The 24041-nt window shown below is 66.9% G+C and carries 20 protein-coding genes and 6 tRNA genes; 25 read left to right on the top strand and 1 reads right to left on the bottom strand.

What is annotated here, in order from left to right; genetic code table 11:
• Positions 1-5 precede the first annotated feature (5 nt).
• Entirely contained in the window at positions 6-473 is a 468-nt protein-coding gene (locus ACG04R_RS22360; RefSeq protein WP_394415838.1) for a VOC family protein, read from the top strand.
• Here ACG04R_RS22360 and ACG04R_RS22355 read toward each other — a convergent pair.
• Positions 454-1236 carry a substrate-binding periplasmic protein gene (locus ACG04R_RS22355; RefSeq protein WP_394415837.1) on the bottom strand — a complete coding sequence of 261 codons (783 nt, stop codon included), beginning with the start codon at positions 1234-1236 and terminating at the stop codon, positions 454-456. The two genes, ACG04R_RS22360 and ACG04R_RS22355, sit on opposite strands and share 20 nt — an antisense overlap.
• Before the next feature lie 287 nt (positions 1237-1523).
• Here ACG04R_RS22355 and ACG04R_RS22350 point away from each other — a divergent pair, with 287 nt between their 5' ends.
• The 24 genes from ACG04R_RS22350 to ACG04R_RS22235 all read left to right on the top strand — a co-directional run bounded on the left by ACG04R_RS22350 (position 1524) and on the right by ACG04R_RS22235 (position 23217).
• A complete protein-coding gene (locus ACG04R_RS22350; protein WP_394415836.1) occupies positions 1524-2861 on the top strand; it encodes a phospholipase C/P1 nuclease family protein in 1338 nt (445 codons plus the stop codon).
• An 81-nt stretch (positions 2862-2942) separates the two neighbouring features.
• Complete coding sequence (locus ACG04R_RS22345) at positions 2943-3836, top strand: LysR family transcriptional regulator (protein WP_394415835.1); 894 nt, start codon at positions 2943-2945, stop codon at positions 3834-3836.
• A complete protein-coding gene (leuC, locus tag ACG04R_RS22340; protein ID WP_394415834.1) occupies positions 3833-5245 on the top strand; it encodes a 3-isopropylmalate dehydratase large subunit in 1413 nt (470 codons plus the stop codon). Before ACG04R_RS22345 ends, leuC begins: the two co-directional genes overlap by 4 nt.
• A 5-nt stretch (positions 5246-5250) precedes the next feature.
• A complete protein-coding gene (gene leuD, locus ACG04R_RS22335) occupies positions 5251-5898 on the top strand; it encodes a 3-isopropylmalate dehydratase small subunit (protein WP_394415833.1) in 648 nt (215 codons plus the stop codon).
• Between the two features lies 1 nt (position 5899).
• A complete protein-coding gene (leuB, locus tag ACG04R_RS22330; protein WP_394415832.1) occupies positions 5900-6994 on the top strand; it encodes a 3-isopropylmalate dehydrogenase in 1095 nt (364 codons plus the stop codon).
• 93 nt (positions 6995-7087) lie between these two features.
• Positions 7088-8200 carry an aspartate-semialdehyde dehydrogenase gene (gene asd / locus ACG04R_RS22325; protein ID WP_394415831.1) on the top strand — a complete coding sequence of 371 codons (1113 nt, stop codon included), beginning with the start codon at positions 7088-7090 and terminating at the stop codon, positions 8198-8200.
• Between the two features lie 276 nt (positions 8201-8476).
• A complete protein-coding gene (locus ACG04R_RS22320) occupies positions 8477-11002 on the top strand; it encodes a motility hub landmark protein FimV (protein ID WP_394415830.1) in 2526 nt (841 codons plus the stop codon).
• Between the two features lie 57 nt (positions 11003-11059).
• On the top strand, positions 11060-11842 hold the full coding sequence (gene truA, locus ACG04R_RS22315; RefSeq protein ID WP_394415829.1) for a tRNA pseudouridine(38-40) synthase TruA: 783 nt from the start codon (positions 11060-11062) through the stop codon (positions 11840-11842).
• Complete coding sequence (locus ACG04R_RS22310; RefSeq protein ID WP_394415828.1) at positions 11839-12465, top strand: phosphoribosylanthranilate isomerase; 627 nt, start codon at positions 11839-11841, stop codon at positions 12463-12465. Before truA ends, ACG04R_RS22310 begins: the two co-directional genes overlap by 4 nt.
• 12 nt (positions 12466-12477) lie before the next feature.
• The gene (trpB, locus tag ACG04R_RS22305; protein ID WP_394415827.1) at positions 12478-13731 is read left to right on the top strand and encodes a tryptophan synthase subunit beta; all 1254 of its coding nucleotides are present in this window, start codon (positions 12478-12480) and stop codon (positions 13729-13731) included.
• Positions 13728-14531 carry a tryptophan synthase subunit alpha gene (trpA, locus tag ACG04R_RS22300; RefSeq protein ID WP_394415826.1) on the top strand — a complete coding sequence of 268 codons (804 nt, stop codon included), beginning with the start codon at positions 13728-13730 and terminating at the stop codon, positions 14529-14531. The genes trpB and trpA overlap by 4 nt, the downstream gene beginning before the upstream one ends.
• A gap of 3 nt (positions 14532-14534) precedes the next feature.
• Positions 14535-15407 carry an acetyl-CoA carboxylase, carboxyltransferase subunit beta gene (accD, locus tag ACG04R_RS22295; protein ID WP_394415825.1) on the top strand — a complete coding sequence of 291 codons (873 nt, stop codon included), beginning with the start codon at positions 14535-14537 and terminating at the stop codon, positions 15405-15407.
• Between the two features lie 92 nt (positions 15408-15499).
• Positions 15500-16810: a bifunctional tetrahydrofolate synthase/dihydrofolate synthase gene (gene folC / locus ACG04R_RS22290; RefSeq protein ID WP_394415824.1), complete on the top strand. Its 1311-nt coding sequence runs from the start codon at positions 15500-15502 to the stop codon at positions 16808-16810.
• A gap of 14 nt (positions 16811-16824) precedes the next feature.
• A complete protein-coding gene (locus tag ACG04R_RS22285) occupies positions 16825-17649 on the top strand; it encodes an SPOR domain-containing protein (RefSeq protein WP_394415823.1) in 825 nt (274 codons plus the stop codon).
• A gap of 10 nt (positions 17650-17659) precedes the next feature.
• Entirely contained in the window at positions 17660-18193 is a 534-nt protein-coding gene (locus ACG04R_RS22280; protein ID WP_394415822.1) for a CvpA family protein, read from the top strand.
• A gap of 11 nt (positions 18194-18204) precedes the next feature.
• The gene (gene purF / locus ACG04R_RS22275; RefSeq protein WP_394415821.1) at positions 18205-19716 is read left to right on the top strand and encodes an amidophosphoribosyltransferase; all 1512 of its coding nucleotides are present in this window, start codon (positions 18205-18207) and stop codon (positions 19714-19716) included.
• Between the two features lie 5 nt (positions 19717-19721).
• The gene (locus ACG04R_RS22270; RefSeq protein WP_394415820.1) at positions 19722-20960 is read left to right on the top strand and encodes an O-succinylhomoserine sulfhydrylase; all 1239 of its coding nucleotides are present in this window, start codon (positions 19722-19724) and stop codon (positions 20958-20960) included.
• Entirely contained in the window at positions 20957-22360 is a 1404-nt protein-coding gene (gene gltX / locus ACG04R_RS22265; RefSeq protein WP_394415819.1) for a glutamate--tRNA ligase, read from the top strand. The genes ACG04R_RS22270 and gltX overlap by 4 nt, the downstream gene beginning before the upstream one ends.
• An 85-nt stretch (positions 22361-22445) precedes the next feature.
• Positions 22446-22521 (top strand) — tRNA-Ala (locus ACG04R_RS22260).
• 44 nt (positions 22522-22565) lie between these two features.
• Positions 22566-22641, top strand: a tRNA-Glu gene (locus ACG04R_RS22255).
• Between the two features lie 100 nt (positions 22642-22741).
• Positions 22742-22818 (top strand) — tRNA-Asp (locus tag ACG04R_RS22250).
• A gap of 72 nt (positions 22819-22890) precedes the next feature.
• Positions 22891-22966, top strand: a tRNA-Ala gene (locus ACG04R_RS22245).
• Between the two features lie 46 nt (positions 22967-23012).
• A tRNA-Glu gene (locus tag ACG04R_RS22240) sits at positions 23013-23088 on the top strand.
• Between the two features lie 52 nt (positions 23089-23140).
• Positions 23141-23217, top strand: a tRNA-Asp gene (locus tag ACG04R_RS22235).
• Positions 23218-24041: the final 824 nt, after the last annotated feature.

Below are 24041 nucleotides of genomic sequence, written 5' to 3'. Positions count from 1 at the left end.
CCACCATGAGCAACACCCGACCTTTCAAAGTCCTGGGCCTGCAGCAGATCGCCATCGGCGGTCTCGACAAGGCCAGGCTGCGCCACCTGTGGGTGGACCTGCTGGGCGTGCCCGTCACCGGCAACTTCGTCAGCGAGCGCGAGAACGTCGACGAGGACATCTGCACGCTGGGAAGCGGCGCCCATGCGGTGGAGGTGGACCTGATGCAGCCGCTGGACGCTGACAAGAAGCCTGCCGTGCACGCCACGCCGTTGAACCACATCGGCCTGTGGGTGGATGACCTGCCCGTGGCCGTGCAGTGGCTCGAGTCGCAGGGACTGCGCTTTGCGCCCGGTGGCATCCGCCGCGGCGCGGCCGGCCATGACATCTGTTTCGTCCACCCCAAGGGCGGCGATCAGTTCCCGTTCGGCGGCGAGGGCGTGTTGATCGAGCTGGTGCAGGCGCCGCCCGACGTCATCGCCGCGCTGGGCTGACGGGGCTCACCGCGGGCGCCAGCCTTTCGTCCAGGCCGTAGTGGTGCAGCAGTTCGGTGAGCGCCGGTTGCTCCTCGCGCAGAAAACGGTCGAACTGGGTGACCAGCTCGGCGTGCCTGATGCTTGAGAGGCGGTAGTGGGGCTCGTAGGTGGCCGCGGGCAGGGCGGGCGAGGGCACGAGCGCCGCGGGCTGGCCCAGCTGCGCCAGCTGGTAGCGGGCCACCGGCAGCGCGACATGCACGCCGTCGACGCGGCCGGCCAGCGCCATGCGGATCAGCCGCGCCGGGTCGCCCGCCTCGGTCACGTGCAGCTGGCCGGCCTCTATCAACGGCAGGAAGCGTTTGGGAGTGAACCCGCGCACGATGCCCAGTTCGTGCAGCGGCTGGTCGCGTTTGTCTGCCGGCACCATCACCGCGTCCTGGAAGGGTACGGCCGGCGCTGAATAGGCCAGGTGCTGGCCGCGCTTGGCGTCGGCCTCCCAGGCCGGGTTGTCGGGGAAGACGGCATCGACCCGGGCGCCGAGGTGTTCGACGGTCAGCCGCCGCGTGGGCAGCGGCCGGTACTCGAAGCTGTGGCCATGGCTGCGCGCGAACAGGTCCAGCATGTCGCGGGCATAGCCGCGGAACTCGCCATCGACGGTGCTCATGATCGGCGCGTAGTCGACGTCTTCCACGCCGATGACGAAGTGCTCAGCCCGGGCCACGCTGGCGGCCATCAGCGGGAGGGCGACAAGCAGGCAGAGCCGGACGCGGAGTCTTTGCATGGGGCCTCGTGGCATCGGGGGCGATCATCGTCTCACAGGCCTTGGGCCATGGCACCGCGCAGAGCGGCGGTTCGTTCATGGCGAAGCTCACGTTCCCGAACTGCCGACGCAGCGGCGTGCGCCGCCCCCTAAGCTGCACCGCAGCAAAACTTGCGCGTGCCGCGCTGGGCTGACCGGCCCGTGGCACACCGGAAGGCGGGGCGGCCACAAGCGGCTTCGTGGGTTCGGTCGCAAGGCTTTGCTCGGCCGCGGGGCCAGAATCGCGCCTTCGCCCTCAACGCCGCCCCATGCGCCACCTCGTCTTCCTGCTGGCTTTGCTGCCCACCCTGGCGCAGGCCTGGGGCAACCACAGTCCCATGTGCTACCGCGCCTTCGAGCGCATGCCAGAGGTTGCGGGCGCCGCCCCCGTGAAGGCCGAGCCCCTCGTCGATTTCCTGCGTGACCAGGAGCCGGCTCTCGCCCGTGAGCTGGACGCGCAGGAGGCCTGGGCCCGCGAGCATCTGAAGGGCCATGCACCGCGGCCTGACGCACTGCGCTTCGTGCCCGACGCCAAACGCAGCGCCGCCGACCGCCGCGCCGCCTTCCTGCGCGCGCTCCGCCTGTCGCCGCAGAGTCGGCTGGCGCTGTATCTGCAGGTCGATCCGCGCGAGGCCGAGCCGACGCGGCCGGCCATCGACGCCGCCCAGGTCACCGCCGTGACACCCGGCAAGGGCGCCACACAGCGTTTTGTCGCCCTGCAGCCCGGCGAGGCCGTCGCCCCGCTGGCGGTGCTGGCCACGGCCTGCGACGAACCCGACTATGGCCATGACCTCAACCTGTTCGACGACAACCCGGGCAGCCCGGCGAACCCGTCGTACGGCTTCGGCAACCAGCCCTTCGGCAACCCGGCCGTCGCCATCGGCTCGCAGGCGCCGTTCCATATGGGCTTCTTTCACCAGGGCGCCATCTTCAACACGCTGGCGCCCAGCTTCGCCCGCACCTTCACCGAACTGCGCGTGCAGCAGTACGGCGGCCTGGCCGTGCTGGCCTGGCAGACCGGCCACGCCTATTGGGGCTGGCGCTTCGCCGGCCTGGCGCTGCACCATGTCGAAGACCTGACCCAGCCCTACCACGCCAGCGCCGCGCCGGGCGCGACGCTGGGCCACATGATGTGGGTCAACCTGAAGGCCCAGCTTGGCTGGCCTGCCGACCGGCAGGGGCTGGTCGTGCTGCAGGGCAACCGGCATTTCGTGCTGGAGCAGTTCCAGACGCGCTGGATCATCGACGACGCTCGCCAGCGCCGCGATGGCCCGCTGGAGCTGGCGCTGCGCGACGCCGCCCGCGACGCGCGCTATCCGCCGTGGAGCCTGGCTTATGTCCGTGACGTTGTCGCCGCCGAGGCCTTCGCCGCGGGGCCGGCGACGGATGCGGCCGTCGTCGTTGGCGCGCCGGCGAAATTCGTCACTGACCCCAATTTTGATTTCGCGGCGAACGAGGCCCAGCTCGGTCCTGAGCTGGCGCGCAGCATGCAGGGCCAGCGCGACGCGCTGCAGGCAGGCATCGCCGAACTGCTGGGCCACTTCGGCGCCCACAGCCGCAACGCCTTGCGCGGGTTGTTGAAAGAAGCAAACTTACGGGCTCGTTGAATTTCGTCGTTGGCGAAATCTGAATCGTTTTTTGGCGCAGAATAGCGTTCTTCGCGAAGGCTATGCTGGAGACAAACAACCATGCGTCACGACCTCACCACCCTCAACCTCGTGCTGGCGATCGAGCAGACGCGTTCGATCACGCGCGGTGCCGCCCAGGAACACCTGGCGCTGGCAGCGGCCAGCAAGCGCCTGTCCGACCTCGAAAGCCGCCTCGGCGTGCAACTGTTCGAGCGTCGTGCGCGTGGGGTTGAACCGACCGAGGCCGGCCGGGCGCTGGTGCGCCACATCCGCTCGCTGCATGCGTCGCTCTACGCCCTTGAAACCGAGGTCATGGAGTTCTCGCGCGGCATCAAGGGCCATCTGCGCATCGCGTCCAACACCAGCGCGATCGCCGAGTGTCTGCCGCCTTACCTCGTCGAGTTCTCCCAGGCGCATGGCCAGATCCGCATCAGCCTGGAAGACCTGACCAGCGCCGAAGTGCAGGCCGCCGTCGCCGAAGGCCGTGCGGACGTCGGCATCTTCACGGCGCCGGTGCTGGACAACCGTGTGCAGACCTGGACCTTCGCCCGCGGCCGGCTCGCGGCGCTGGTGCCGCTGAAGCATCCGCTGGCCCACCGCGAGGCGGTCAGCTTCGACGACCTGCTGGGCTATGACCTCATCGGCCTGCACGCAGGCGCCAGCGCGCAAGAGCTGATGCGCGAACAGGCCGCTGCCCGCGGCCAGACGCTGAACGCGCGCCTGCAGGTGCGCGGCTTCGACGGCATCGCCCAGCTTGTCGAGTCCGGCCTGGGCGTGGCCGTCCTTCCCGAACATCCCGCCGAGCGCTTCACGCGCGTCTTCGGCGTGCGCTGCCTGCGACTTGAAGAGTCTTGGGCCGAGCGCGACTATTACCTGGGTGTGCTGCGCCAACAGCGCTTGCCCACCGTGGTGCAACGCTTCGTGGACACCCTTATTCCTCGAGAAAAGCAATGACCTCCCGTACCCTTTACGACAAGCTCTGGGACGAGCATGTCGTGCACTCCGAACCGGATGGCACGGCACTGCTCTACATCGACCGCCACCTCGTGCACGAGGTGACCAGCCCGCAGGCCTTCGAAGGCCTGGACCTGGCCGGCCGCAAGGTCTGGCGCCTGAGCGCCAATCTGGCCGTCAGCGACCACAACGTCCCGACGACCGACCGCTCGCACGGCATTGCCGACCCCGTGTCGCGCCTGCAGGTCGACACGTTGGACGCCAACTGCGACCGCTTCGGCATCACGCAGTTCAAGATGAGCGACAAGCGTCAGGGCATCGTGCACGTCATCGGCCCGGAGCAGGGCGCCACGCTGCCCGGCATGACCGTCGTCTGCGGCGACAGCCACACGTCCACGCACGGCGCCTTCGGCGCGCTGGCGCATGGCATCGGCACCAGCGAGGTCGAGCATGTGCTGGCCACGCAGACGTTGTCGGCCAAGAAGGCAAAGAACCTGCTCGTCAAGGTCGAGGGCCAATGTGCCAAGGGCGTCGGCGCCAAGGACATCGTGCTGGCCATCATCGGCAAGATCGGCACCGCCGGCGGCACGGGCTACACCATCGAGTTCGCCGGTTCGGCGATCCGTGCGTTGAGCATGGAAGGCCGCATGACGGTCTGCAACATGGCCATCGAAGCCGGCGCCCGCGCCGGCCTCATCGCCGTGGACGACACGACGATCAACTACGTCAAGGGCCGTCCGTTCTCGCCGACGGGCGTGGAGTGGGACCAGGCCGTCGCCTACTGGCGCACGTTGCATTCCGACCCCGGTGCGCACTTCGACAAGGTCGTCGAGCTGGACGCCGCGCAGATCCGCCCGCAGGTCAGCTGGGGTACGTCGCCCGAGATGGTGCTGGCCGTGGACGACCGCGTGCCCGACCCCGACAAGGAAAAGGACGCCGTCAAGCGCGGTGCCATCGAGCGCGCGCTGACCTACATGGCGCTGGAGCCCAACAAGGCCATCAGCGACATCCACGTCGACAAGGTCTTCATCGGTTCGTGCACGAACAGCCGCATCGAGGACATGCGCGAGGCCGCGGCCGTCGTGCGCCGCGTCGGTGGCCGCGTGGCCAAGAACATCAAGCTGGCCCTCGTCGTGCCGGGCTCGGGCCTCGTCAAGGCGCAGGCCGAAGCCGAAGGGCTGGACCAGGTCTTCAAGGGCGCGGGCTTTGAATGGCGCGAACCGGGTTGCTCCATGTGCCTGGCGATGAATGCCGACCGGCTGGAGCCGGGCGAGCGCTGCGCGTCCACCAGCAACCGCAACTTCGAAGGCCGTCAAGGCGCCGGTGGCCGCACCCACCTCGTCAGTCCGGCGATGGCTGCCGCGGCCGCAATGACCGGCCATTTCGTCGACGTCCGCAACCTCGCCTGATCGCCATGGACAAGTTCATCCTCCACAAGGGCCTCGTCGCGCCCATGGACCGCGAGAACGTCGACACCGACGCGATCATTCCCAAGCAGTTCCTGAAGTCGATCAAGCGCTCGGGTTTCGGCCCCAATCTGTTCGACGAATGGCGCTATCTGGACCACGGCGAGCCCGGCCAGGACCCGGCCAGCCGCAAGCCCAACCCGGACTTCGTGCTGAACCAGCCGCGCTACGCGGGCGCCAGCGTGCTGATCGCGCGCAGCAATTTCGGTTGCGGCTCCAGCCGCGAACACGCGCCGTGGGCGCTGCAGCAGTACGGTTTCCGCGCCATCCTGGCGCCGAGCTTCGCCGACATCTTCTTCAACAACTGCTTCAAGAACGGCCTGCTGCCCATCGTGGTGCCGGAGTCGGCCATCAGCCAGTTGTTCGACGAGGTGAAGGCCTTCCCGGGCTACCAACTCATCGTCGACCTGCCGCGCCAAGTGGTGGTGAAGCCTGACGGCGCCGAGATCGCCTTCGACATCGAGCCCTTCCGCAAGGAATGCCTGATCGGCGGCCTCGACGAGATCGGCCTGACGCTGCAGCACACCGACAAGATCCGCGCCTACGAGGCGCAGCGCATTGCAGCCAAACCCTGGCTCAACAACCGAGTGATTTGAGATGAAGAAGATTGCAGTACTGCCGGGTGACGGCATCGGCCCCGAAATCGTGGCCGAGGCCGTCAAGGTCCTCAACGCACTCGACCTGCCGTTGCAGCTCGACTGGGCCGACGTCGGCGGCAAGGCCTACGAGACCAGCGGCCACCCGCTGCCTCCCGCCACGCTGAAGCTGGCGCAGGAGGCCGACGCCGTGCTGTTCGGCGCTGTGGGCGACTGGAAGTACGACAAGCTTGAGCGTTCGCTGCGCCCTGAGCAGGCGATCCTCGGCCTGCGCAAGGCGCTTGGGCTCTTTGCCAACTTCCGCCCGGCCATCTGCTACGAGCAGCTGACGCACGCGTCGTCGCTGAAGCCCGAGCTGGTCGCCGGTCTCGACATCCTGCTGATCCGCGAACTGACCGGCGACATCTACTTCGGCCAGCCGCGCGGCCGCCGCACGGCCGTGGACGGCCACTTCCCCGGCGCCGAAGAAGCCTTCGACACGATGCGCTACTCGCGCCCCGAGATCGAGCGCATCGCGCACGTCGCCTTCCAGGCCGCGCAAAAGCGCAACAAGCGCCTGACCAGCGTCGAGAAGGCCAACGTGCTGGAGACGTCGCAGTTCTGGAAGGACATCGTCATCGAAGTCCACGCCCAGTACCCCGACGTGGAGCTGGACCACATGTACGTTGACAACGCCGCGATGCAGCTCGTCAAGGCGCCGAAGAAGTTCGACGTCGTCGTGACCGGCAACATGTTTGGCGACATCCTGTCCGACGAAGCCGCGATGTTGACTGGCTCCATCGGCATGCTGCCGTCCGCCTCGTTGGACGCCAACAACAAGGGCCTCTACGAGCCCAGTCACGGCAGTGCGCCGGACATCGCGGGCAAGGGGATTGCGAATCCTCTGGCTACAATCCTGTCCGCCGCCATGATGCTCAAGTTCTCCCTCAACCAGCCCGAAGCCGCTGCTCGTATCGAAGCCGCGGTTGAGTCGGTGCTGGCCCAGGGCTTGCGCACGGCCGACATCTGGAGTGATGGCACCACGAAGGTTTCGACCCGTGAGATGGGCGACGCTGTCGTCAAAGCCATTACGACCACCAAAACCATTAAGAGCTAAAGCTCCGTCTCGTCTCGCCCCAACCAAACCCGGCGAACGAGCCGGGGCCCAAAGTGGATGGGGTTTGGTGACCGTTAGACAAAGGATTTGATGATGACGACCTTGGTAGGCCTCGTAGGCTGGCGTGGCATGGTGGGCTCGGTCCTGATGGACCGCATGACCGCTGAAGCAGATTTCGACCTGATCGAGCCGCTGTTCTTCTCGACCTCCAACGCCGGTGGCAATGCCCCTGCGCAGGCGAAGAACGAGACGAAGCTGCAGAACGCGTTCGACATCGACCAGCTCAAGCGCTGCGACATCATCATCACCGCCCAGGGCGGCGACTACACCAACGAAGTCTTCCCCAAGCTGCGTGCCGTCGGTTGGACGGGGCACTGGATCGATGCCGCTTCTTCGCTGCGCATGAACGATGACGCCGTCATCGTGCTCGACCCGGTCAACATGCCCGTCATCAAGAACGCGCTGGCGGCCGGTGGCAAGAACTGGGTCGGCGGCAACTGCACCGTCAGCTGCATGCTGATGGGCGTGGGCGCGCTGTACAAGGCCGGCCTCGTCGAGTGGATGTCCACGCAGACCTACCAGGCCGCTTCCGGCGGTGGCGCCCAGCACATGCGCGAACTGCTGACGCAGTACGGCACGCTGAACGCCGCCGTCAAGCCGCTGCTGGACGACCCCAAGAGTGCCATCCTCGAGATCGACCGCCAGGTCATCGCCAAGCAGCGTTCGCTGTCCGCCGACGAGACCGCCAACTTCGGCGTGCCGCTGGGCGGCTCGCTGATCCCGTGGATCGACAAGGACCTCGGCAACGGCCAATCCAAGGAAGAGTGGAAGGGCATGGCCGAGACCAACAAGATCCTCGGCTCCGACGGCATCCCCGTTGACGGCTTCTGCGTGCGCGTCGGTGCGATGCGCTGCCACAGCCAGGCCCTGACCTTCAAGCTGAAGAAGGATGTGCCGCTGGCCGACATCGAAGCCATGATCCGCGCCGACAACGAGTGGGTGCAGTACGTGCCCAACACGCGCGAAGAGACGCTCAAGCACCTGACGCCCGTGGCCGTCACCGGCACGATGACCATTCCCGTGGGGCGTGTGCGCAAGCTGGCGATGGGCCCCGAGTACGTTGGCGCCTTCACCATCGGCGACCAGCTGCTGTGGGGCGCGGCCGAGCCGCTGCGCCGCATGCTGCGCATCCTGCTGGACCGCTGATCTGAACTGAGAACAGGCCCTTCGGGGCCTGTTTTGCTTACGGTCTTTTACGCTTGGACCTAGGGTTCACCCTGGCGTCGATATTGAAACCAAGCGACACATCAGGTACCCCTTGAGCATTTCCGCGTATATGCTTGATGCTGTTGTGTTTTTGATTCGAAACTCGACGCCGGCCATAACGTGCAAACCAGTTTTCAGACCAGGTTCGTGCAGCGCGTGCTGAAGATCGAGACAGGCGGGGCCCCATTGCCCCGCCTTGTTGCTTTGGGGAATGCCTTGAAAGACCACATCCGCGACGCATTCGGGGGAGTCCGCCCGGCAGGGTTCGCCCGCCATCACCTCGCGCTGGCCGCTGCGCTGCTCGTGGCCGCCGGTGGCGCGCAGGCGCTGGGGCTGGGCAAGCTGAACGTGCAGTCGGCGCTCGGCGAGACCATGAGGGCCGAGATCGACGTCACCAGCCTGACGCCGGAAGAAGCAGCGACGCTCAAGGTGCGTGTCGCGCCGCCCGATGCCTACCGTGCGACCGGCGTGGACTACAACGCCGTGCTGAGCTCGGCCCAGGTCCAGGTCCTGCGCCAGGGCAGCCGCACGGTGCTGCGAGTCAGCAGCGATCGCGCGGTGCAGGAGCCCTTCGTCGATGTCATCCTGGAGCTGACCTGGTCCACCGGCCGCCTGGTGCGCGAATACACGCTGCTGTTCGACCCGCCGAGCCTCCCCAAGCCCGCCCCCGTCATCACCGCGCCGCCAGCTATCGCCGCGGCACCGGCGGCCTCCAGCGAGGCCGTGCCCGCGCCGGCACCGTCCACGACGACGGCCCTGCCGCGCATTGCGCCGGCACCGATCGCGGTGGCCCGCCCGCCTGCCGCTGCGCCGGCGCCGGTGGCCGTGCGCCCGCCCGTGGTGGCTGGGTCCGAGTACCGAGTACAACCTGGTGACTCGCTGTCCAAGGTTGCGGGCCGTACGCAAGTCAGTGGCATCTCGCTGGATCAGATGCTGGTCGGCCTGTTCCGCAACAACCCCGACGCCTTCATCGACGGCAACATGAACCGGCTCAAGGCCGGCTCGACGTTGCAGGTGCCCGCCAGCGAAGCCCTGGCAGCTATCTCCACGAGCGAGGCGCGCCAGATCATCCTGGCCCAGAGCGCAGACTTCTCCGCCTATCGCCAGCGTCTTGCTTCGGCTGCGCCGACGCTGCAGAGCACCGAGAGCGAGCGCCAGTCCAAGGGGCAGGTGCAGGCGGCCGTCGAGGATCGCAAGCCTGCGGCCGCGCCGACGCCTGACAAGCTCACGCTCAGCAAGGCTGGCAGCGCATCCAGCGCCAGCGAGGCCAAGCTGTCCAAGGAGACTGAGAAGAAGGACGCGGCTGCCCGCGTTGCCGAACTCACGCGCAACGTCGAGGAACTGAAGAAGCTCTCCAACGCCGCGGGCAAGCCTCCCGCGCCGGTGGCCTCCGCAGCGCTTGAGCCCGCACCGGCGCCAGTCGCTGCGGCGCTGCCCACTGCGCCGGTCGTCCCGGCCGTCGAGCCGGCCTCGGCCGTTGCTGCAGCCAGCGCCGCGGCATCCAAGCCGCAACCGCGCGCCAGCGCACCGCTGGCTCCGCCGCCGGCTGCCGAGCCGCCGGGCTTCATCGAGCAGTTGCTCGACAGCCCCATCGTGCTGCCGCTGGCCGGTGTTCTCGTCGCCGTGCTGGGTGGCCTCGGCCTCTATCGCCTGCGTTCGCGCCGCCCGGCCAACGCGGCGGAGACCGGCTTCCACGAAAGCCGCCTGCAGCCCGACTCGTTCTTCGGCGGCACCGGTGGCCAGCGCGTCGATACGCGCGACGCGCAGAACAGCGGCCAGTCGTCGATGAGCTACTCGCTGAGCCAGCTCGATGCCATTGGCGACGTGGACCCGGTCGCCGAGGCCGACGTCTACCTGGCCTACGGCCGCGATCTGCAGGCCGAGGAAATCCTCAAGGAAGCTCTGCGGGCCAACCCGACACGCCTGGCCATCCGCCTGAAGCTGCTGGAGGTCTATGCCAAGCGCCGCGACACCAAGGGCTTCGAGCAACTGGCCGTGCAACTGTTCGCCGAGACCAAGGGCTCCGGCGAGGACTGGGCCAAGGCGCAGGAACTGGGCCGTGGCATCGATCCGGACAATCCGCTCTACCAGCCCGGCGGTGCGCCTGCACTGAGTGAGGATGGCCCTGAGCTGCGCCCTGAGCCGATGAACGCCAGCACGCTGCCGCAGATGGCGCTGCCAACCGGCGCGCAGGCTGCCGCGGCTCATCTGGGAACCGATTCGATGACCCGTGGCGGCCCGGACACTGGACCTGTCAGCGGCTTCGACCTGGCGCTGGACCTGGACCTCGATGCCCCCGAACCTGTCTCGCCGACGGCCATGGCCGCGACGCAGGCCATGCCTGCCTCGGTCGAACATGCGCCGATGACGATGGACTTCGACATCTCCGCTCGCGGTACGCGCACCGCGCCGCCCGCGCCGGACCTGAGCTTCGACCTCAGCGGCATGGGCGGCCTGACGCCCAGCCCGACGGCCACGCCTGCGACTGCACCGAACGAGTTGGACTTCGATCTCGGCGAGCCCACGCAGCCCGGCGAGACCAATCCCGACCATCTGGCTGACGCCTTGCATGCACTGGGCGACGACGATGGCGATCCGCTGGTTCGCCAGTTGGAGCTGGCCGACGAGTTCCGCCAGATCGGTGACACCGAAGGTGCCCGCGAGGTGCTGCAGGAACTGATCCAGCGCGCCAGCGGCTCGCTGCGTGACCGCGCGCAGGCGATGCTGAACGAACTGCGGTAAAGCACTGCCGCGATACTTCAACGCCCGGCCTGGCCGGGCGTTTTCTTTTGAGGTCCGATGAGAGTTGCACTTGGCGTGAGCTACCGCGGTGGCGGCTACAACGGCTGGCAGAGCCAGCCGAACGGCCGCACCGTGCAGGACGCGTTGGAGAAAGGCCTGTCCGCGTTCGCCGCCCAGCCCATCCGCACGATCTGCGCGGGCCGGACCGACACCGGCGTGCACGGCATCAACCAGGTCATCCATTTCGACACCGATGTCGACCGTGAGCCGTTCTCGTGGGTACGCGGCAGCAACCGTTACCTGCCGCCAGATATCGCCATCCAGTGGTGTCGATTTCCTGGCGATGCCTTCCATGCGCGCAACTCGGCGCGTGGCAGGCGCTACGCCTACTTGCTGCTGGAGTCGGCCGTGCGGCCGGCCATCGAGTCGGGGCAGTGCGGCTGGATCTTTCGCCCGCTGGATCAGGCCGCGCTGGAGGCCGCCGCTGAGCGGCTGATCGGCGAGCACGACTTCTCGTCCTTCCGCTCCTCCGAATGCCAGGCCGCGTCGCCGGTGAAGACGCTGCGCGAGATCACCGTGCAGCGTCGCGGCGCCTACTGGCGCTTCGAGTTCGAGGCCAGCGCCTTCCTGCACCACATGGTGCGCAACCTGATGGGCTGCATCCTGGCTGTGGGCAGCGGCACGCGTTCGGCGGACTGGGTCAGCGACGTGCTGGCCGCGCGCGACCGCAAGGTGGCTGCGCCGACCTTTGCCCCCGACGGGCTCTATTTCCTCGGCCCGATCTACGATGCCGAACTCGACATCCCGCGCGACGTCGCGGCACTGACCTGGCTCCCATGACACGAATCAAGATCTGTGGCCTGACCCGTGAGGCCGACGTCGAGGCCGCAGTCTCGGCTGGTGCCGACGCCATCGGCTTCGTCTTTTATGCCAAGAGTCCGCGCGCCGTGACGCCTGAGCGGGCGAGGGCGCTAGCGAAGCTGCTGCCGCCGTTCGTCACGCCGGTCGGCTTGTTCGTCAATGCGACGGACGCCGAACTGCAAGCCGGCTTCGACGCGCTGCCCAACATGCTCGTGCAGTTCCACGGCGATGAAACGCCGGCCGACTGCGACCGCGTCAACCGGCCCTACCTGCGCGCCGCCCGCATGGCGCCGGGGGTCGATTTGCTAGACTTCGCCACTCAATTTCCCAACGCCCAGGCCTTGCTGCTCGACGCCCATGTCGACGGCTATGGCGGTGGCGGCAAGGTCTTCGATTGGTCACTCATTCCTCCAAGCGTCAGCTCTCGCCTCGTTTTGTCTGGTGGGTTGAATGCAGCAAACGTCGTCGATGGCATCGCGCAGGTGCGGCCCTGGGCCGTTGATGTGAGTTCCGGCGTCGAGGTGTCCAAGGGCATCAAGAGCGCCGACCTGATCCATGAGTTCTGCCGTGCCGTGAAGCGCGCCGATGCAGGACTGACCTGACCGAGGAAACCCATGTTTGAGTACAACCAGCCCGATGCCACCGGGCATTTCCGCCATGCGGGCACGCCGACGTACGGCGGCAGCTTCGTCTCCGAGACCCTTGTCCACGCGCTGGACCAGTTGAAGGACGCCTACGCGCACTACCAGAACGATCCGGAGTTCCTGGCCGAGTACAAGAAGGAGCTGAAGCACTTCGTCGGCCGCCCCAGCCCGATCTACCACGCCGACCGCCTGAGCCGTGAGCTCGGCGGCGCGCAGGTCTACCTGAAGCGCGAAGACCTGAACCACACCGGTGCGCACAAGATCAACAACGTCATCGGCCAGGCGCTGCTGGCCAAGCGCATGGGCAAGCCGCGGGTCATCGCCGAGACCGGGGCCGGCCAACACGGCGTGGCCACGGCGACGATCTGCGCGCGCTACGGCCTGGAATGCGTGGTCTACATGGGCAGCGAGGACGTGAAGCGCCAGTCGCCCAACGTCTACCGCATGAAATTGCTCGGCGCGACCGTCGTGCCCGTGGAGAGCGGCAGCAAGACGCTGAAGGACGCGCTCAACGAGGCGATGCGTGACTGGGTCACCAACGTCGAGAACACCTTCTACATCATCGGCACCGTGGCCGGCCCGCACCCCTACCCGATGATGGTGCGCGACTTCCAGCGCATCATCGGCCTGGAGTGCCTGGAGCAGATGCCCGAGATGACCGGCCGTCAGCCAGACGCCGTCATTGCCTGCGTGGGCGGTGGGTCCAACGCGATCGGCATCTTCCACCCCTACATCCCGCACGAGAACGTGCGCCTGATCGGTGTCGAAGCCGAAGGGCAGGGCGTTGCCAGCGGCAAGCACGCGGCCACGCTGACCGCCGGCAGCCCCGGCGTGCTGCATGGCAACCGCACCTACCTGCTGCAGGACGAGGACGGCCAGATCATCGAGACGCACTCGATCTCCGCCGGCCTGGACTACCCCGGCGTCGGCCCCGAGCACGCGCATCTGAAGGACATCGGCCGTGCCGAGTACGTCGGCGTCACTGATGCCGAGGCGCTCGCTGCGTTCCACCGCCTGTGCCGCACGGAGGGCATCATCCCCGCCCTCGAATCCAGCCACGCCGTCGCGCATGCCATCAAGCTCGCGCCGACGCTTTCCCAGGACAAGGTCTTGCTCGTGAACCTCTCCGGCCGTGGCGACAAGGACATCGGCACCGTGGCCGACCTGTCCGGCGCTGCGTATTTCGATCGTCCGTCCCAGGCGGGTGAGAAGGTGAAGCAATGAGCCGCATCAAGACCACGTTTGACGCGCTTCAAGCGCAAGGCCGCAAGGCGCTGATCCCCTTCGTCACCGCCGGTGACCCGCACCCGGGCGTCACCGTCGATCTGCTGCTGGCCATGGCCGAGGCCGGTGCCGACGTCATCGAGCTGGGCGTGCCGTTCTCCGACCCGATGGCCGACGGCCCCGTCATCCAGCGGGCCGGTGAGCGCGCGCTGAAGCACGGCATCGGGCTGCGCAAGGTGCTCGCCTATGTGCGCGAGTTCCGCGCCCGCAACGACACGACGCCGCTGGTGCTGATGGGCTATGCCAACCCGGTCGAGCACTACGGCCTGGACACCTTCGTGGCTGACGCGGCCGCTGCAGGTGTCGATGGCGTGCTGATCGTCGACTATCCGCCCGAGGAGTGCGAAGACTTCGCCGCCAAGCTGCGCGCCGCGAACATGGACGCGATCTTCCTGCTGGCGCCTACGTCCACCGAGGCGCGCATGGCCCAGGTCGGCAGGTTGGCCAGCGGCTATGTCTACTACGTGTCGTTGAAGGGTGTGACCGGCGCCGGCCACCTCAACACCGCTGCTGTCGCCGAAGCTGTCCCCCGAATCCGCCAGCATGTCAGCACGCCGGTGGGCGTCGGTTTCGGTATCCGTGACGGTGCGACGGCGCGCGCCGTGGCCGACGTTTCGGACGCGGTTGTCATCGGCTCCAAGCTGGTCGAACTGCTGGAGCGCCAGCCGGCCGATAATGTCGCCTCTACCGGCGCCGCGTTCATCCGTGAAATCCGCGCCGCACTCGACAAGAAGGACTGACGCATGAGTTGGCTCGACAAACTTCTCCCGCCCAAGATCCAGCAAGGCGATCCCGCCGACCGCCGCACGGTCCCCGAGGGCCTGTGGATCAAGTGCCCGAGCTGCGAGACGGTGCTCTACAAGACCGACCTGGAGCAGAACATCAACGTCTGCCCCAAGTGCTCGCACCACCACCGCATCGGCGCGCGGCCGCGCCTGGATGCGTTCCTGGACGCTGAAGGCCGCTACGAAATCGGCCAGGAAGTCCTGCCAGTCGACGCGCTGAAGTTCAAGGACAGCAAGAAGTACCCCGACCGCCTGAAGGAAGCGCTGGAATCCACCGGTGAGACCGATGCGCTGGTGGTCATCGGCGGCGCCGTGATGAGCGTTCCCGTCGTCGCGGCCTGCTTCGAGTTCGACTTCATGGGCGGCTCCATGGGCTCCGTTGTCGGCGAGCGTTTCGTGCGCGGCGTCGAGACGGCTATCGAGCAGAAGACGCCCTTCATCTGCTTCACCGCCACCGGCGGCGCGCGGATGCAGGAAGGCCTGCTGAGCCTGATGCAGATGGCCAAGACCAACGCGTCGCTGACCCGTCTGGCCAAGGCCAAGCTGCCCTACATCAGCGTGCTGACCGACCCGACGATGGGGGGCGTGTCGGCCTCGTTCGCCTTCGTGGGCGACATCGTGCTGGCCGAGCCCAAGGCGCTGATCGGCTTTGCCGGCCCGCGCGTCATCGAGAACACCGTACGCGAGAAGCTGCCCCCGGGCTTCCAGCGCGCCGAGTTCCTGATGGAGAAGGGCGCTGTCGACATGATCGTGGACCGCCGCCAGCTGCGCGAGACCATCGCCCGCCAGCTCGCCATGCTCCAGCGCCAGAGCGCGGACGCCGTCGCCTGAACGTCGTCCCTGTAGCCCCAAGCCAGGCCGCGTGCCTGGCTTTGTTTTTTGATGGCTTTCACGCGTGAACCGCGCAATCAGCCCGATCCGCCATGACGCTTGATGACTGGCTCGCCCACTGCGAGCGCCTGCACCCCAAGACCATCGACATGACGCTGGATCGCGTCAGGGTCGTGAAGGAGCGCCTCGGCATCGCCTTCGACTGTCCGACCGTCGTCGTCGCCGGCACCAACGGCAAGGGCTCGACCTGCGCGATGCTGGAGTCCATCGCGTTGCATGCCGGCTACCGTGTCGGCCTCTACATCAAGCCCCACCTCGTGCATTTCCAGGAGCGCTGCCGCGTCGGCGGCGCGCCGGTCGCGGCCGAGTCGCTGGAGCCGCACTTCGAGGCCGTCGAAGCCGCGCGTGGCGACATCACGCTGACCTACTTCGAGTTCACGACGCTGGCCATCATGCGGCGGCTGCAGCACGAGCAGCTGGATCTCGTCATCCTCGAAGTCGGCCTGGGCGGCCGGCTGGACGCGGTCAACGTCATCGACGCCGACTGCGCCGTCATCACCAGCATCGACCTGGATCACACCGAATTCCTCGGCACCGACCGCGACAGCGTCGGCCGCGAGAAGGCTGGCATCATGCGCACAGGCCGTCCCGTCGTCGTCAGCGACCCCGTGCCGCCAGCCTCGCTGGCCGAGCGCGCGCTGGAGGTTGGTGCCGACCTGCGCCAGTTGGGCAAGGACTTCACCTTCAGCGGCGACCGCACGCAATGGCAATGGGCCGGTCGCGGCAAGCGCTTCTCCGGCATGTCCTACCCGGCGCTGCGGGGCGTGAACCAGTTGCTGAACGCCTCTGGCGTGCTGGCGGCCTTCGAGGCGCTGGCCGACCGTCTGCCGATCAGCGCCCAGGCTGTGCGCACCGGCCTGGCCCTGGTCGAGTTGCCCGGCCGCTTCCAGGTGCTGGCCGGCCAGCCGGCCGTCGTGCTGGACGTGGCGCACAACCCGCATGCCGTCGCTGCGCTGGCGCAGAACCTCGACCAGATGGGCTTCTTCCCGCGCACGCACGCCGTCTTCGGCGCGATGGCGGACAAGGATCTGGGCGGCATCCTGGCGCGCATCGCGCCGCTGGTGGACGTGTGGCATTTCACCGATCTGCCGCTGCCGCGTGCCGCAAGCGCCGAGCAGCTGCAGACCGCCTTCCTGGCAGCCGGCCTGAAGACGCCGCCGGGCGTCGAGACGCATACGCACGCCAACCCGCTGGACGCGCTGCACGCGGCGGCGGCTGGGGCGACCACGGCCGATAGAATCCTGGTCTTCGGTTCCTTCTACACCGTGGGGGGCGTGTTGCAGCAGGGCATCCCGCGCGTGACCGCCGGCGCGACCGTGCCGCAGCCTCCCACCCTCCACTGAGCTAGCCGCCGCCGATGGGCCTGTTTTCCTTCCTCAAGCGCGATGACGCCGCCACTGCGGCGGCGCCCAAGAAGTCGGCCGGAAAGTCCGGCGCCAAGGTCAGTGCGGCCGACGATGTGCAGGTGCTGCGCGTGCGCGCCCGCCGCCGCCTCATCGGCGCTGCCGTGCTGGTGGCCGCCGGTGTCGTCGGCTTCCCGCTGATTTTCGAGACGCAGCCACGACCTATCCCGGTGGACCTGCCGATCGAGATTCCGCGCAAGGAGACCGCGCCGCCGCTGACCGTGCCGACGCGTGAGCCGCTGAGTCAGGCCGAGCCGCTGCCTGCGCCGGCTTCGACCACCCCGGCAGCAGAGCTGCCGGTCGACCCCAAGGTGGCCGAGAAGCCGACTGAAAAACCGGTCGAACAGCCTGCCGAGAAGCCCGTCGAGAAGATCGCGGAAAAGCCGGTCGAGAAACCGGTCGCGAAACCCGCTGAAAGGCCGGTCGAGAAGCCGCCGGTCAAGCTCGCCGAGAAGCCGGCAGACAAACCGGTAGACAAGCCCAAGACCGCCGCCGACGGTGCCCGTGCCCAGGCGCTGCTGGACGGCAAGGAGCCGGCGCCCGCAGCCGCTACCCGCTACATCGTGCAGGTTGGTGCCTACGGTGAGAACAAGGCCGCGCAGGAAGTGCGGGGCAAGGTCGAGAAGCTGGGCCTCAAGACCTATGCCCAGGCCGTCGACACGGCCGATGGCAAGCGCATCCGCGTGCGCCTGGGCCCGTTCGCCAGCCGCGACGAGGCCGAGCGGGCCTCCGCCAAGCTCAAAGGCGCCGGCCTGCCCGGCGCCATCCTGACTCTCTGACGGCAGGCCCATGGACGTCGAGCTGAGCTGGGTTGATCTCGCACTGGCGGCGCTGCTGCTGCTGTCGGTCGGCATCGGCCTGTGGCGCGGCCTGGTCTTCGAGGTGATGTCGCTGGCCGGCTGGGTGGTGGCCTATTTCGCCGCGTCACCGCTGGCGCCCGTCGTCGAGAGTTTCCTGCCTGAAGGCAAGTTCGGCCCAGCCGTCGTCCATGTCGTCTCGCTGGCCATCGCCTTCTTCTTCGTCCTCATCGTCTGGAGCCTGGCGTCGCGCCTGGTCAAGACGTTGATCCACGCCACGCCGCTGTCGGTCGTGGACCGCCTCGGCGGCGCCGGCTTCGGTGCGCTGCGCGGCGTCTTCATCGCGCTGTTGCTGGTGCTGGTCATCGGCGCTTCGCCGCTGGCTGAAACGTCCACTTGGCAGGCCTCGCGCGCCGCGCCCGTGCTGGCCGGCGTGCTGCGCGACGCCGCGCCGCTGCTGCCCGAACCCGTTGCCCGTTTTGTTTCCCGCTCGATGACCCCATCTGTGGCGGATTCGACTGATTAAGGACCCTCGCCATGTGCGGCATCGTCGGCACCCTCGCTGCCTCTCCCGTCAACCAGCTTCTCTATGACGCGCTGCTGCTGCTGCAGCACCGCGGTCAGGACGCTGCCGGCATCGTCACGATGCAGGGCCCCAAGTGCTTCATGCACAAGGCCCGCGGCATGGTGCGTGACGTGTTCCGCACCCGCAACATGCGCGCGCTGCCCGGCAACATCGGCCTGGGCCAGGTGCGCTACCCGACCGCCGGCAACGCCTACAGCGAGGAAGAGGCCCAGCCCTTCTATGTCAACGCGCCATTCGGCATCGTGCTCGTGCACAACGGCAACCTGACCAACGCCCACGCGCTGAAGGACGAGCTGTTCGACATCGACCGCCGCCACATTAACACCGAGAGCGACACCGAGGTGCTGATCAACGTGCTGGCCCACGAGCTGGAGCTGGCCGCGCGTGACCTGCCGCTGACGCCCAAGGAAGTGTTCGCCGCCGTGCGCGCCGTGCAGAAGCGCATCAAGGGCAGCTACGCCGTCATCGCGCTGATCGCCGGCTACGGCCTGCTGGCCTTCCGCGACCCGTTCGGCATCCGCCCGCTGTGCTTCGGCCGCTCGGGCAACGGTGACTTCATGGTCGCCAGCGAAAGCGTCGCTCTGGAGGGCACGGCCCATCAGCTGGAGCGCGACCTGGCGCCCGGTGAAGCGCTGTTCGTCGACCTGACCGGCAAGCTGCACACCGAGCAGTGCAACGACCACCCGACGCTGAACCCCTGCATGTTCGAGTTCGTCTACCTCGCGCGGCCGGACTCGGTCATGGATGGCATCTCCGTCTACCAGGCGCGGCTCAACATGGGCGAGACGCTGGCGCAGCGCGTCATCTCCACGATGCCGCCCAATGAGATCGACGTCGTCATCCCCATCCCCGAGAGCAGCCGTCCGTCGGCCATGCAGCTGGCGCACCGTATCGGCAAGCCCTATCGCGAGGGCTTCGTGAAGAACCGCTACGTTGGCCGCACCTTCATCATGCCGGGGCAAGGCGCGCGCAAGAAGAGCGTGCGCCAGAAGCTCAACGCCATCGGCGTGGAGTTCAAGAACCGCAACGTGCTGCTGGTGGACGACTCCATCGTGCGCGGTACGACGTCCAAGGAGATCGTGCAGATGGCCCGCGACGCCGGCGCCCGCAAGGTCTACCTGGCCTCCGCCGCACCGCCGGTGCGCTTCCCCAACGTCTACGGCATCGACATGCCGACGCAGGAGGAGTTGATCGCCCACGGCCGCAGCATCGAGGAAGTGCGCCAGTACATCGGTGCCGACGCGCTGATTTATCAGGACGTGGATGCGATGAAGCGCGTCGTCGCCGCGCTGCGCCCGGGCCTTGCCGGCTTCGAGGCCAGCTGCTTTGACGGTCACTACGTGACGGGAGACGTCAGCCTGGCCGATTTCGCCGCCATCCGCGAGCAGCGCACGTCGCAAGGTGACGAGGAAGACGCAGGCGCGCGCAGCCGCCTGGCGCTGCAGGGCCGCAACGAAGGCTGACCTCCGTGAGCGACGACGCCCGGCGCCTCGCGCGCGCCACGCTTCCCGAGGGCCTGCGCCCCGAGACGCTGGCCGTGCGCACGGCGCTGGCGCCCAGCCAGCACGGCGAGAACTCCGAGGCGCTGTTCCTGACGACGGCCTACGTGCAGCCGGACGCCGAGACGTCGGCGCGCAAGTTCTCGGCTTCCGAGGACTTCACCTACTCGCGCACCAGCAACCCCACCGTGCGCAGCCTGGAAGCCCGTCTGGCGGCGCTGGAGGGCACCGAGGCCGCCATCGCGACGTCCACCGGCATGAGCGCCATCCTGCTGCTGTGCCTGGGCCTGCTGAAGGCAGGTGACCACGTCGTCTGCTCGCGCTCGGTGTTCGGCTCGACGATCAACCTGTTCGCCAAGGAGTTCGGCAAGTTCGGCGTCGAGACGACGTTCGTCTCGCAGACCGATGTGGCCGAGTGGCGCGCCGCGATCCGGCCGACGACCAAGCTCTTCTTTGCCGAGACGCCGACAAACCCGCTGACGGATATCTGCGACATCCGTGCGCTGGCTGATCTTGCGCATGATGCGGGCGCGCTGCTGGCCGTCGACAACACCTACTCGACGCCCGCGCTGCAGCGCCCTGCGGCGCTGGGTGCGGACATCGTCATGCACTCGGCGACCAAGTACATGGACGGCCAAGGCCGCGTCATGGCCGGCGCGCTGTGTGGCCGAGCCGCGCTCATCCACGACGTCTTCGGCCCTGTGCTGCGTACGGTCGGCATGACGTTGTCGCCGTTCAACGCCTGGGTCGTGCTCAAAGGCCTGGAGACGCTGTCGCTGCGCATGAAGGCGCAAAGCGAACAGGCGCTGGCGGTCGCGCTGTGGCTGCAGGCCCAGCCGGAGATCGACAACGTCTACTACCCCGGTCTCGCTTCCCACCCGCAGCATGACCTCGCGATGCGCCAGCAAAGTGGGCAGGGCGGGGCGGTGCTGTCTTTCGACGTCAAGGGAAACACACCCGAGGAGGCGCGCGCCGCCGCCTTCCACGTCATCGACAGCACGCGTGTCATTTCCATCGCCACCAACCTGGGCGACACCAAGACCATCATCACCCATCCCGCGACCACCTCGCACGGCCGCCTCAGCGAGGCGCAGCGTCAGGTCGCGGGCATCGGCCAGGGCCTGATCCGCCTGGCTGTCGGCCTCGAGCACGTCGACGACATCACCGACGACCTGCTCCGTGGCCTTTCCACTCTGACAACCCGATGACTTCCAATTTCGACAAGGTCCGCACGCGCATCGCGCCGTCGCCGACCGGCTTCCTGCATCTGGGCACTGCCCGCACTGCGCTGTACTCATGGGCCTACGCCCGCCACCACGGCGGCGAGTTCGTGCTGCGCATCGAGGACACCGACGTGGCCCGTTCCACGCAGGACTCGGTCGACCAGATCATCGCCGCGATGAACTGGCTGGGCCTCAGCTACGACGAGGGCCCGATCTACCAGATGCAGCGCCTGGACCGTTACCAGGCGGTCATCGACCAGCTCATCGCCGAAGGCAAGGCCTACCGCTGCTACGCGACGCCCGAAGAGCTGACTGAGATGCGCGAGGCCCAGAAGGCCCGCGGCGAGAAGACGCTGTACGACCGCCGCTGGCGCCCCGAGCCCGGCAAGACGCTGCCGACGCCGCCGGAGGGTGTGAAGCCCGTGGTGCGGTTCGCCAATCCGATCGAAGGCGATGTGACCTGGGACGACGTCGTCAAGGGCCCGATCACGATCAACAACCGCGAGATTGACGACCTCATCATCGCCCGCACGGACGGCGTGCCGACCTACAACTTCGCCGTCGTCGTCGACGACTGGGACATGCGCATCAGCCACGTCTTCCGCGGCGACGAGCACGTCAACAACACGCCCTGGCAGATCAACATCTTCAACGCGCTCGGTGCGCCGCTGCCGTCTTTCGGCCACCTGCCCATCATCCTGGGCGACGATGGCCTGAAGCTGTCCAAGCGCCGTGGCGCCGTCAGCGTGATGGACTACGCCGCCAACGGTTACCTGCCCGAAGGCATGCTGAACTACTTGGCCCGCCTTGGCTGGAGCCATGGCGACGATGAACTGTTCTCGGCCGAGCAGATGGTCGGCTGGTTCGATGGCTCGCACCTGTCCAAGAGCCCGGCCCAGTGGGACCCGGCCAAGCTGGACTGGGTCAACGGGCACTACGTAAAGCAGATCGACGAGGCGCGGCTGGCTGGCCTCGTCGTGGAGCAACTTGCGGCCAAGGGCATCGCAGTGACCGTCGAGCAAGTCCTGCCCAAGGTGGGCCTGTTCAAGGACCGCTGCGCGACGGTGGCTGCGTTGGCCGACTGGCTGGCGATGTATTTCGCACCGGTCTCGCCATCGGCGGAGGATCTGGCCGCGCACGTCACCGACGCCGTGCGCCCGGCCGTGGCGGCGCTCGCCGATCGCCTGGCAGCGCTGACCGAATGGAACAAGGCCGCCATCCAGCAGGCCTTGAAGGAAACACTGGCCGCCGTCGGCTTGAAGATGCCGCAACTGGCCGTGCCGGTGCGCGTCATCGTGTGCGGTCGTGCGCAAACTCCGTCGCTGGATGCGGTCCTCGAACACTTCGATCAGAAAAAAGTTCTCGAACGCTTGCAGTCGGTCTGAAATTCGTCATATACTCTTGGTCTCGCTTGAACAGCGCTGTTAACGACGAAGTCAAAGACGAAAGTCGAGATGAGTTGGAAACAACGGGGGTATAGCTCAGCTGGGAGAGCGCTTGCATGGCATGCAAGAGGTCAGCGGTTCGATCCCGCTTACCTCCACCAGATAGTTTCTATTCGGTGGCGCGCGGTTCAAGTGTGAAGGATTAGTCCCCTTCGTCTAGAGGCCTAGGACACCACCCTTTCACGGTGATTACAGGGGTTCGAATCCCCTAGGGGACGCCAAATTTAGTCGAAAGACTGGATTTGAAAATCCTGTCGCAAGATGGGGCGAGTTTGATAAGCTCGAATATCGTGGAAAGACGATATTGAATTTATCCCACGCGGAGTGGTAGTTCAGTTGGTTAGAATACCGGCCTGTCACGCCGGGGGTCGCGGGTTCGAGCCCCGTCCACTCCGCCAAGGATTTCATCGGGTCCGCCCGATTAGCGAACGGCCAATTTATTGGCCGTTTGTTTTTGAGTCACGCTCCTTGGGGGTATAGCTCAGCTGGGAGAGCGCTTGCATGGCATGCAAGAGGTCAGCGGTTCGATCCCGCTTACCTCCACCAACAGGCTTTAGTTTGTTGTCAGCGTGATTTAGAATTGAAAATTACAGTCCCCTTCGTCTAGAGGCCTAGGACACCACCCTTTCACGGTGATTACAGGGGTTCGAATCCCCTAGGGGACGCCAAGTTTGATGCGGCTTGCGAGTATTGAAAAATATTCGAAATCTCATCCCACGTGGAGTGGTAGTTCAGTTGGTTAGAATACCGGCCTGTCACGCCGGGGGTCGCGGGTTCGAGCCCCGTCCACTCCGCCAAAATTGATAATGCGCCCAGTCCCTTGCGGATTGGGCGCATTTTGTTTTGCGCGAATCGAATATCGTGGATTGCGTCAGGAGACGCCGCGCGATGGGGCGGGGGCATTGCCTGCGTCGTCGTTGCTGCCGCCACTGCTCTGCGCTTGCGGGCCAGGTGATGTGCGCGGTTCTGCCGGCGTGGTGGTCCGCGGTGCCTCGCTGGTGGATCGCTTGCCGCTGACGACGAGTCGCGCCAACTTGACCACCTCGCTTGCTTGCGCAGGCAATCCACCAGCCAGCAGGCCGACGGCGAGGCTCAGACTTATCCATCCCTTGCTTGATCGCATTTCCAGCTCCGGCCTTGCGACTGGCAAGGCATGTTCGTCAGTGTTCCGCAAGCGCACCTGTCAAACCAGCGCAGAGCGACGAATTGCGCTTTCCGGGGCGTGAACTGCAGGTGATGGCATCGGCAGTCGGGCCTCAAACTGACGCTCAAAGTAAAACGGGCCCCGATGGGGCCCGATCACATGTGCTTGGCGGAGAGGGCGTCCGCTGAAGGCCTAGGAATTTCGTGCCTTCCAAGGTGGTAGGGCACCTCTACCCACAAATCCACCCACAAAAAATCAAGACACTTCTCATCGCTAGTGCCTGCGCCAGATGCCAGCGTACGGCCCGCGCCTCGTACGCCTGCTTGTCTGAGTACCGCTTGAGCAGCCGGGTGTTGGCGCCGATCTAAATTTGACCCACCCTGCCGATTGAACTTTGACCCAGGGCTTGGGGCCGGCATCGGCTGACGCCGGCTGTGGACAACTGTAGCGCTGAGCTCGGTCAGCCCGCCTCGTCGC

It is taken from the genome of Pelomonas candidula (assembly GCF_043555985.1).
GTDB lineage: Bacteria > Pseudomonadota > Gammaproteobacteria > Burkholderiales > Burkholderiaceae_C > Pelomonas > Pelomonas candidula.
The sequence above is the reverse complement of the archived record's forward strand: the minus strand, read 5'-3'. Positions and strand labels throughout refer to the sequence as shown.

What these genes read in the sequence shown, in the direction of transcription:
- trpB (WP_394415827.1), top strand. Translation starts at nt 12,478, where the DNA reads ATGTTTGAGTACAACCAGCCCGATGCCACCGGGCATTTCCGCCATGCG.
- ACG04R_RS22310 (WP_394415828.1), top strand. Translation starts at nt 11,839, where the DNA reads ATGACACGAATCAAGATCTGTGGCCTGACCCGTGAGGCCGACGTCGAG.
- ACG04R_RS22360 (WP_394415838.1), top strand. Translation starts at nt 6, where the DNA reads ATGAGCAACACCCGACCTTTCAAAGTCCTGGGCCTGCAGCAGATCGCC.
- leuD (WP_394415833.1), top strand. Translation starts at nt 5,251, where the DNA reads ATGGACAAGTTCATCCTCCACAAGGGCCTCGTCGCGCCCATGGACCGC.
- purF (WP_394415821.1), top strand. Translation starts at nt 18,205, where the DNA reads ATGTGCGGCATCGTCGGCACCCTCGCTGCCTCTCCCGTCAACCAGCTT.
- asd (WP_394415831.1), top strand. Translation starts at nt 7,088, where the DNA reads ATGACGACCTTGGTAGGCCTCGTAGGCTGGCGTGGCATGGTGGGCTCG.
- ACG04R_RS22280 (WP_394415822.1), top strand. Translation starts at nt 17,660, where the DNA reads ATGGACGTCGAGCTGAGCTGGGTTGATCTCGCACTGGCGGCGCTGCTG.
- ACG04R_RS22285 (WP_394415823.1), top strand. Translation starts at nt 16,825, where the DNA reads ATGGGCCTGTTTTCCTTCCTCAAGCGCGATGACGCCGCCACTGCGGCG.
- leuB (WP_394415832.1), top strand. Translation starts at nt 5,900, where the DNA reads ATGAAGAAGATTGCAGTACTGCCGGGTGACGGCATCGGCCCCGAAATC.
- trpA (WP_394415826.1), top strand. Translation starts at nt 13,728, where the DNA reads ATGAGCCGCATCAAGACCACGTTTGACGCGCTTCAAGCGCAAGGCCGC.
- truA (WP_394415829.1), top strand. Translation starts at nt 11,060, where the DNA reads ATGAGAGTTGCACTTGGCGTGAGCTACCGCGGTGGCGGCTACAACGGC.
- accD (WP_394415825.1), top strand. Translation starts at nt 14,535, where the DNA reads ATGAGTTGGCTCGACAAACTTCTCCCGCCCAAGATCCAGCAAGGCGAT.
- ACG04R_RS22350 (WP_394415836.1), top strand. Translation starts at nt 1,524, where the DNA reads ATGCGCCACCTCGTCTTCCTGCTGGCTTTGCTGCCCACCCTGGCGCAG.
- ACG04R_RS22355 (WP_394415837.1), bottom strand. Translation starts at nt 1,236, where the DNA reads ATGCAAAGACTCCGCGTCCGGCTCTGCCTGCTTGTCGCCCTCCCGCTG.
- leuC (WP_394415834.1), top strand. Translation starts at nt 3,833, where the DNA reads ATGACCTCCCGTACCCTTTACGACAAGCTCTGGGACGAGCATGTCGTG.
- folC (WP_394415824.1), top strand. Translation starts at nt 15,500, where the DNA reads ATGACGCTTGATGACTGGCTCGCCCACTGCGAGCGCCTGCACCCCAAG.
- ACG04R_RS22345 (WP_394415835.1), top strand. Translation starts at nt 2,943, where the DNA reads ATGCGTCACGACCTCACCACCCTCAACCTCGTGCTGGCGATCGAGCAG.
- gltX (WP_394415819.1), top strand. Translation starts at nt 20,957, where the DNA reads ATGACTTCCAATTTCGACAAGGTCCGCACGCGCATCGCGCCGTCGCCG.